Here is a 228-nt window from a genome sequence, read left to right as displayed (position 1 = left end):
CTTCAATGGATCGCTCCGGGACGAGTGCCTCAACATCAACTGGTTCGCCTCCTTGGCCGAGGCAAGGCGGCTGATCGAGGCGTGGAGGCGCGACTCCAATGAGAGCCGGCTTCACATGGCTCACAATGGGCAATCTCCCGACGAGTTTGCCCGTAACGCCGGCCTATGCCATGGTGGCAAGGTCAAAATCGCCACTGGATTTTAACGCCAAGGCCGGACCACCAGACC

At 60.1% G+C, this 228-nt stretch carries 1 protein-coding gene; it reads left to right on the top strand.

Going from position 1 to position 228, the window contains the following annotated elements:
- On the top strand, positions 1–205 hold a 205-nt coding region (locus HY36_RS18695; protein ID WP_146739643.1), incomplete at its 5' end, for an integrase core domain-containing protein.
- Between the last annotated feature and the right edge of the window lie 23 nt (positions 206–228).

Source organism: Hyphomonas atlantica corrig., from assembly GCF_000682715.1.
Classification (GTDB): domain Bacteria; phylum Pseudomonadota; class Alphaproteobacteria; order Caulobacterales; family Hyphomonadaceae; genus Hyphomonas; species Hyphomonas atlantica.
The sequence above is the reverse complement of the archived record's forward strand: the minus strand, read 5'-3'. Positions and strand labels throughout refer to the sequence as shown.